We start from the raw sequence: 8,084 nt of genomic DNA on the forward strand, positions 1-8,084 counted from the left end.
GTCGCCGGTCATAAACACGGCGATGGCGATGTATCCCCAGATCAGATTCAGCGGCAGACCGAACCACTGTTTGCTATTCACGGACATAATGACCTCGTTTTCAGGGTGCAGGAAGACGCTCCGGTGCAGCCACCGGAGGTTTTTTATTATTAAAATCAGTGATGTCGGTAATTCAGGTCGTTGAGATATAGCGCTTTAAATTGCGCATAGCGTTGCATCAGGGTGTGATGGCGTTCAGGCGCGGCGCGCCAGGTCTGGTAGACCTCTGGTTTTTCGCAGACGGCAGCCAGCGGTTTCCCCGCTGCCAGACAGGCCAATCGCGCCGCCCCCAGCGCGCCGCCGGTTTCGCCGCCTTTATGAGTCACGACCGGCATATCAAGAATATCCGCCAGCAGCTGCGCCCAGAACGGACTGCGAGCGCCGCCGCCGACCAGCGAACACTGTTCAATCCGCGTGCCGCTCTCTTTCAGTACCTGCAAGCCATCGTTGATACCGAAACTCACCCCCTCCAGCACCGCGTAACCCAGCTGGGCACGCAGGCTGGAATGGGTCATCCCCCAGAACATTCCGCGCGCGTCCGGATCGTTATGCGGCGTACGTTCCCCGGAAAGATAGGGCAGAAAGAACGGCGCGTTGGCCTTCTCTTCCTCGCTCAACTGGGCAATCTCTTCCAGCAGCGCCACTTCGGTGGTGCTGGTTAAACGACAGAACCACTGCAGGCAGCTGGCGGCGCTGAGCATTACGCTCATCTGATGCCACAGGTTCGGTAAGACGTGGCAGAAGGCGTGCACCGCCGACTGCGGCGCCGGCCGATAGGCATCAGTCACCACGAACAACACTCCGGAGGTGCCCAGCGAGATAAACGCATCGCCCGGCGAGACCGCGCCGACGCCGATCGCGCTGACCGCATTATCGCCACCGCCGCCGGCTACCACCACCGAGGGATTCAGGCCCCAGCGCGCGGCAACCTGAGGGTCCAGGGTGGCGGACACCTCGCAACCTTCAACCAGCGTCGGCATCTGACTGCGCGACAGGCCACACTTATCCAGCAGCGCATCGGACCAGTCGCGTTTCGCCACGTCCAGCCACAGCGTCCCGGCGGCATCCGACATATCGGAGATTTTTTGGCCGGTCATTTTGTAGCGCAGGTAATCCTTCGGCAGCATCACCGTTGCCGTGCGCTGAAAGTTTGCCGGCTCGTGACGGCGCACCCACAGCAGTTTTGGCGCAGTGAAGCCCGGCATCGCCAGGTTTCCGGCGACCTGATGCAGCTCAGGCGCCCTCTCCTCCAGCTCACGACACTCCTGGGCACAGCGCGTATCGTTCCACAAAATGGCCGGACGGATCACCTCCCCGCCGCTATCCAGCAGTACCGCCCCGTGCATCTGCCCGGAGAGGCCAATGGCCTTAATCGCGGACCAGTGAGGGCCACATTTTTCCCGCAGCGTGGCTATCAGATATTCCGTGGCTTCCCACCATGCCTGCGGCGCCTGTTCTGACCAGTGCGGATGAGGCCGCTGGATAGTCAACGGCGCGCTATGGCTGGCGACAACCGCATTATTCTCATCAATAACCAGCGCTTTCACTTCCGAGGTGCCAAGATCGATGCCTAAGTACATAGCCAGCTCCTACTGAATCAGGGAATAGACGGCGGCAATCTTCTCGCGCATCAGCGCCAGGAAATCAGCCCGTTCGGTCAGGGAACCAAACAGCGCCCGGTCTTTGGCATAAAGCGCAATCGGGTCGCTGGATTCAAACATTTCATGGACCGCCTGAGCATCGAGAATGCCATCCTGGTATTCGTAAGGCAGAGTGCCTTTGTGCCACTGCTCCATAAAGACAAAGAACAGCGCGGGCAGCATGGCCGTCGCCTCCGGGCGAGCGCCGCGCTGGTAGCACTCCTGTAGCGTCGGGGCGATCATCGCCGGGATTTTTGAGAATCCGTCCGCCGCAACCCGCTGGTTGGTGTCCTGGATATAGGGGTTGGTGAAGCGCTTAAGGACCACGTCGCGGTAGGTTGCAAGATCGATTCCGTTGTCGCCCAGGCACGGAATCACATCTTCGGTGACGTAGCGGTCGGCAATAGCGTAGATACACTCGGTCAACGTGCTTTCGTGGATATAGCGTTGACCCATTAACGTACCGGCCCACGCAATACAGCTGTGTGACGCGTTCAGAATGCGGATTTTGGCCTCTTCGTAAGGGATAACCGAGTCAACCATCTCCACGCCGACGGCCTCCAGGTTCGGACGTTCAGCGCGGAAATTATCCTCGACCACCCACTGAATAAAGGTCTCGCCCATCACCGGCGCTTTATCGTCAATACCGGTTTGCGCCTTGATGCGCGCCGGCAGATCGGCCGCTGGTCGCGGCGTGATGCGGTCCACCATGGTGTTCGGGCAGGTCGCATTCGCCGCCAGCCATGCTATCACCGCTCGCTTGCCGGTTAACTGGAGAAACTCCACCAGCCCGTCGTGAAAGCGCTCGCCGTTGTGGCGAACGTTATCGCAATTGAGCAACGTCAGCGGTCCGGCGTTATCCGCCATGCGTTTTTCCAGAATGCGCGCGATGGTGCCGTAGATGGTTTTGCAACCCCCCTGCAGATCGGTGATTAAATCCGGATTGCTGGTCTCCAGCTGATGGCTGGTATTCAGGTAGTACCCCCCTTCCGTCACGGTAAAGGCGATAACTTTGGTCTGTGGGTTTGCCCCTTCGTCAATCAGCGGCTGCAGTCCGTTCTGCCACGGCAGCAGTTTTTGAATAGAGGCGATCTCTTCATATTCGCGATCCCCTTCCGGGCTGACGGTTTCCAGAACGTAGCGCCCGTTCTGGGCGATAAGCGCCTCAACCACCTGCTCGGCATCCTGACGAATATTGCCCGCCGCGATATGCCAGCGCTTATCGCCGGATGCGATCAGACGATGCAGATACCACGCCTGGTGCGCACGATGAAATGAACCCAGACCGATGTGAAGCCATGTGAATTGCTGATTCATATTCTGATCTCCTTGAGTGATGGGACTCACTGTAATTGATCATTTGCTCCAAATAAGAGCCGTAGATCACAAAAGAGCAATTACCCAATAAAATTACAAATGACCAAATGAGAGCAAAAGCTTGCCTGATTTAAAAACCGCGGCGAGAATGCGGCTATCACCTGAACCATTCGCCATGCCGGCTCCTGACGCCAGAGATCGCGGGAACCCTTTATCGGATCGAATGAGGCCGGGCCTGTTTATGACCATACGCTTAAGGCAGGGAATCATGGGTAAAGAAGAAGATATCAGGCTGGATCAGAAGGTCCGCGCCGCATGGATGTACTATATTGCCGGTCTGAATCAAAGCGAGATCGCCAGCCAGCTGGGGACGTCAAGGCCGGTGGTGCAGCGAATGATCGCCGCCGCTAAAGAAGAGGGAATCGTCTCGATCGGCCTTCACCATCCGGTGGCCAACTGCCTCGACTACGGGCAGCTGTTGCAGGAGAAATACCAGCTGGTCGACTGCAATATCGTTCCCGCGTGGAGCGAAGAGAGCACCCTGGACAGCGTCTCTTTCGGCTGTTACCAGCTGATGGCCCGCTATCTGCAGGATGATAAAGCGAAAATTATCGGCATCGGCTCCGGGCTGACGCTGAAAAAGACCATGCTGCGGATCGACTTCGACAGCCTGAATACGCGCTGCGTGGCGCTGATTAGCGCCATGGACGCCGACGGCCAGTGCAACTATTACGACGATGTTCCTCTGCTGCTGGCGCGAAAAATCCAGGCCAAATATTATCAATGGCCCGCGCCGCGCTACGCGCAAACCGTCGATGAGCATGAAATGTGGTGCACCAGCCGCCTGTTCCGCAACGTCTCAGGCGTGGCGCAGCAGGCGGACGTGATTTTCGTCGGTATCGGTCCGCTTGGTACCAACAGCCCCATCTTTAAAGACGGCTTTATCAACCAGGCGCAGCTGGATGAGCTGACGGCCCAGGGCGGGATTGGCGAAATTCTCGGCCGCTTCATTAATGCCGACGGCGGCGTGGTGGAGAGCAATATCAACCGGATGATCACCAGCTACGATATTCGCCACAATCAATGCCCGCGCATTGCGGTGGCCTGCGGAGAATATAAACGCCCGGCGATTCTGGCGGCGCTGAAAGGGGGCTGGATCAACGGCCTGGTCACGGATGAGCACACCGCCCGCTGGCTGCTGACGCGCTAGCGGCAGGCCTTGCTGCCGCCGCGCTCAACGACTCAGAGGTGTTCGCGGCTACCGATCAGCAGCGGTGGGATCTCGACCAGCTGTTGGCGGGCCTCACCGGCATCAATAATGCTGAACACCGCCTCCAGCATCGCCGGGACATTCTGCTGCACCATATCGATGTCATGGCCGAGAAGATAGACAAACGGGTCCCAGTCGAAGCAGCCCATCGGCGGCTGCTCGGTGCCGGTTAATCCCAGCTGCGCCAGCCATCTGACCACCCCTTCCAGCGAAATCGTCGAGTTGACGAAGAGCCCCTGCAGATGCTCCTCCGGGGTGCTGAACCGGGCCTGCATACAGGCCTCGACTTTGCCCTTTGAATAACCGGGAGCCAGCACGTTCTCATCGGGAACGCTCAGGCCCCGCGCCTGGTGCGCGTCGCGAAAGCCGCGCAGACGTTCGAGGGTATTGTGGTCGCTGCTGCGCCCGCCGACGAAGGTCAGCGGTGCCAGCCTGCCGTGACGCCTGGCGCTATTGTCGAGGATCTTATCCGTCAGCGCTCGGGCGCCGGCGTAGTTGTCCGAAATGACCGACGGCGCAAGCGTCCCCGGCAGATCGAGATTCACGGTAGGCACCCCCGCCTGCTGACAGAGCTCGGTAATTTTATCCGGGTTCGTCGCCCCGGTCGCCACCACCCAATCCACCTGCCATGAGAGCATCGCCTTCACCGCTTCGATCTCCAGCTCAGGGCGACGACGGGTACAGGTGATAATCGGCAGCAGACCGCGCTCGCGCGCCATCTCTTCAAAGCTTTCCGCGACGGAGCCGAAGTAACGGTTGTCGTATTTGGGAACAATCATGCCGATCACATGCGATTTTTTACTGCGCAGCATGCTGGCCTGGCGGTTTATCGCGTAGCCCTGCTCTTCCGCAATCCGCGTCACCTTTTCCGCAAGTTTGGCGCTGATACGCCGTTTTTTCCAGTTGCCATTGAGGATTGCACTGACCGCGCTGGCCGAAACGCCGGACAATTCCGCCAGATCGTAGATAGTGATTTTTTTCATTTTCCCAACTTGCGTCACAAATTCATTTCGCTGTTAATTTCCCCACTTGCTCAATCGATGAAGCTGGCGCAACATTAGCTTCATCGATTGAGCAACCATTATGCTCCATGGCGAATGACGTTATTCATCGCTCAATTTTCAGCGCATATTTATAAATAACGCTTTGATTCAACACCTTAACAATTTTTCATGCATAACATCAACGCTGGCCCATGCTTATCGAGGACCAGATCGACTGACCAAACAGACTCAATGAAGGATTATAAAATGAACCACTCTGTATCCTCTATGAATACTTCTCTCAATGGTAAAGTCGCCGCCGTCACCGGTGCGGCATCCGGTATCGGCCTCGAATGCGCCAGAACCCTGCTCGCGGCGGGCGCCAAAGTGGTGCTGATCGACCGGGAAGGCGAAAAACTCACTAAGATTGTGGCTGAACTTGGCGAAAACGCCTTCGCGCTGCAGGTGGATTTAATGCAGGCCGATCAGGTCGATAATATTCTGGCCGGCATTCTCAATCTCACCGGGCGACTGGATATTTTCCACGCGAATGCCGGCGCCTATATCGGCGGACCGGTGGCCGAAGGCGACCCGGACGTCTGGGATCGCGTCCTGCACCTCAATACCAACGCCGCCTTCCGCTGCGTGCGCAGCGTACTCCCGCACATGATTGCGCAAAAATCTGGTGACATCATCTTTACCAGCTCCATCGCCGGCGTCGTGCCGGTCATCTGGGAACCGATTTACACCGCCTCAAAATTCGCCGTTCAGGCGTTTGTACACACCACCCGCCGCCAGGTTTCGCAGCACGGCGTGCGCGTCGGCGCCGTCTTACCGGGCCCGGTAGTGACCGCCCTGCTTGACGACTGGCCGAAAGAAAAAATGGAAGAGGCGCTGGCCAACGGCAGCCTGATGCAGCCGATTGAAGTTGCGGAGTCGGTCCTGTTTATGGTGACGCGCTCGAAAAACGTGACCGTACGCGATCTCGTTATCCTGCCTAACAGCGTGGATCTGTGATTGTTTAACCCGGGAGGCTTAAGGACGGCTTTATGAATAACGATACCCAAACCATTATTGGCGTCGATGTCGGCTCCGGCAGCGTGCGCGCCGGCATCTTCAACCTTCAGGGCAAGCTGCTTGCCCATGCCACGCGGGAAATCACCCTGTTTCGCAGCGCGGGAAACCAGGTAGAACAATCCAGCCGCCAGATTTGGCAGGCGGTCTGCGAGTGTATAAAAACCGCCGTGGCGCACTCCGGCATGCCGCCGGAGTCGGTCGCCGGGATCGGTTTTGACGCCACCTGTTCGTTAGTTGTGGTTGGCGAAAACGGGGAACCGCTGGCGGTCGGGCCTTCCGACGATCCGGACCGCAACATCATCGTCTGGATGGATCATCGCGCCATCGGCCAGGCGGAGCAGATTAACGCCACCGGACATGCCGTATTGCAGTACGTCGGCGGCAGGATTTCGCCGGAAATGGAAACGCCGAAAATCCTCTGGCTCAAGGAGAACCGCCCGCATATCTATGAGCAGGCGCGCCACTTTTTCGACCTTGCCGATTACCTGACCTGGCGCGCCACCGGCGATCTGGCCCGTTCGGTGTGTACCGTCACCTGCAAATGGACCTACCTGGCCCATGAGCAGCGCTGGGATGCCGGCTACTTCCGGCAGATTGGTCTGGGCGATCTGGCCGAGGATGATTTTGCGCGCATAGGTCAGCGCATTGTCGACCCGGGAACGCCGTGCGGTCAGGGCCTTTGCGCAGAAGCGGCGCACGAGATGGGCCTGCCGGTCGGTACCCCCGTCGCGGTGGGCATGATTGATGCCCACGCCGGCGGTATCGGCACCGTGGGAGTTCTCAACGGCGCGGTCAGCAATATGGCCTATGTTTTCGGTACCTCCTCCTGCACCATGACCACCACCCCAGACGCCGTCTTCGTGCCGGGCGTCTGGGGGCCTTACTACTCTGCCATGGTACCGGGCCTGTGGCTGAGCGAAGGCGGGCAAAGCGCGGCAGGCGCCGCCATCGACCAGCTGTTAAGTTTCCATCCTGCGGCGGCGCAGGCACGCGAGCTGGCGCAGGAAGCGGGCGTACCGCTGCCGGTCTATCTCGCCGATCGGGTGCTGGCCCAGGTTGCCACCCCTTCCGAGGCCGCCGGACTCGCCGCCGGGCTGCACGTGGTGCCGGAGTTCTTAGGTAACCGTGCGCCGCTGGCGGACCCGGATGCCAAAGCGGTCATTGCCGGATTAGGCATGGAGCGCGATCTGGATAATCTGCTGGCGCTCTACGTCGCGGGATTATGCGGTATCGGCTACGGCCTGCGGCAGATTGTTGACGCGCAAAAAGCCTGCGGGATTAACAGCGAGAATATCGTCATCAGCGGCGGCGCAGGGCAGCATCCGCTGGTGCGTCAGCTGCTGGCCGATGCCTGCGGTCTGACGATTGTCAGCACCGAATGCAGCGAACCGGTGCTGTTAGGTTCGGCCATTCTGGGCGCCGTGGCCGGCCGGGTTTCCGCCTCGCTGCCGGAGGCCATGAAGCAATTCACCCGGGTAGATAAAACCTACCGCTGTACGACGCAATATCAGCCGCTTCATCAGCGTCGCTACGAGGCTTATCTGGCGTTGCAACAGGCCGCCCGGCTGATTCGGGAGTAGCGTCCCGGGGCTCAGCCCCACTCTTTTAATAATAAAAAACCTCCGGTGACAACACCGGAGCGTCTTCCTGTACCCTGAAAACGAGGTCATTATGTCCGTGAATAGCAAACAGTGGTTCGGTCTGCCGCTGAATCTGATCTGGGGATACATCGCCATCGCCGTGTTTATGACCGGCGAC

8 protein-coding genes are annotated in these 8,084 nt (G+C 58.9%); 4 read left to right on the top strand and 4 right to left on the bottom strand.

Features of this window, described 5'->3' with window-relative positions; all coding sequences use genetic code 11:
• The 3 genes from BV390_RS31755 to dalD all read right to left on the bottom strand — a co-directional run.
• On the bottom strand, positions 1-87 hold an 87-nt coding region (locus BV390_RS31755; RefSeq protein WP_227517264.1), incomplete at its 3' end, for a hypothetical protein.
• Between the two features lie 68 nt (positions 88-155).
• Positions 156-1,619, bottom strand: a complete 1,464-nt coding sequence (gene xylB / locus BV390_RS29675; RefSeq protein ID WP_004864648.1) for a xylulokinase — start codon at positions 1,617-1,619, stop codon at positions 156-158.
• Between the two features lie 9 nt (positions 1,620-1,628).
• A complete protein-coding gene (dalD, locus tag BV390_RS29680) occupies positions 1,629-2,996 on the bottom strand; it encodes a D-arabinitol 4-dehydrogenase (RefSeq protein ID WP_085397623.1) in 1,368 nt (455 codons plus the stop codon).
• A gap of 268 nt (positions 2,997-3,264) precedes the next feature.
• Here dalD and BV390_RS29685 point away from each other — a divergent pair, with 268 nt between their 5' ends.
• Positions 3,265-4,206 (top strand): sugar-binding transcriptional regulator, encoded by a 942-nt coding sequence (locus BV390_RS29685; RefSeq protein WP_085397624.1) that lies wholly within the window; start codon positions 3,265-3,267, stop codon positions 4,204-4,206.
• A 32-nt stretch (positions 4,207-4,238) separates the two neighbouring features.
• Here BV390_RS29685 and BV390_RS29690 read toward each other — a convergent pair whose 3' ends face one another.
• Entirely contained in the window at positions 4,239-5,249 is a 1,011-nt protein-coding gene (locus BV390_RS29690) for a LacI family DNA-binding transcriptional regulator (RefSeq protein WP_004864654.1), read from the bottom strand.
• Between the two features lie 267 nt (positions 5,250-5,516).
• Here BV390_RS29690 and BV390_RS29695 point away from each other — a divergent pair, with 267 nt between their 5' ends.
• The 3 genes from BV390_RS29695 to BV390_RS31760 form a co-directional block, all read left to right on the top strand.
• The gene (locus tag BV390_RS29695) at positions 5,517-6,266 is read left to right on the top strand and encodes an SDR family oxidoreductase (RefSeq protein ID WP_004864656.1); all 750 of its coding nucleotides are present in this window, start codon (positions 5,517-5,519) and stop codon (positions 6,264-6,266) included.
• 32 nt (positions 6,267-6,298) lie between these two features.
• On the top strand, positions 6,299-7,906 hold the full coding sequence (locus BV390_RS29700; protein WP_085397625.1) for an FGGY-family carbohydrate kinase: 1,608 nt from the start codon (positions 6,299-6,301) through the stop codon (positions 7,904-7,906).
• 91 nt (positions 7,907-7,997) lie between these two features.
• A partial coding sequence (locus BV390_RS31760) for a hypothetical protein (protein WP_227517264.1) occupies positions 7,998-8,084 on the top strand: 87 nt, incomplete at its 3' end.

It is taken from the genome of Klebsiella sp. YJ, assembly GCF_002108615.1.
In the GTDB taxonomy this organism is placed as follows: domain Bacteria; phylum Pseudomonadota; class Gammaproteobacteria; order Enterobacterales; family Enterobacteriaceae; genus Klebsiella; species Klebsiella planticola.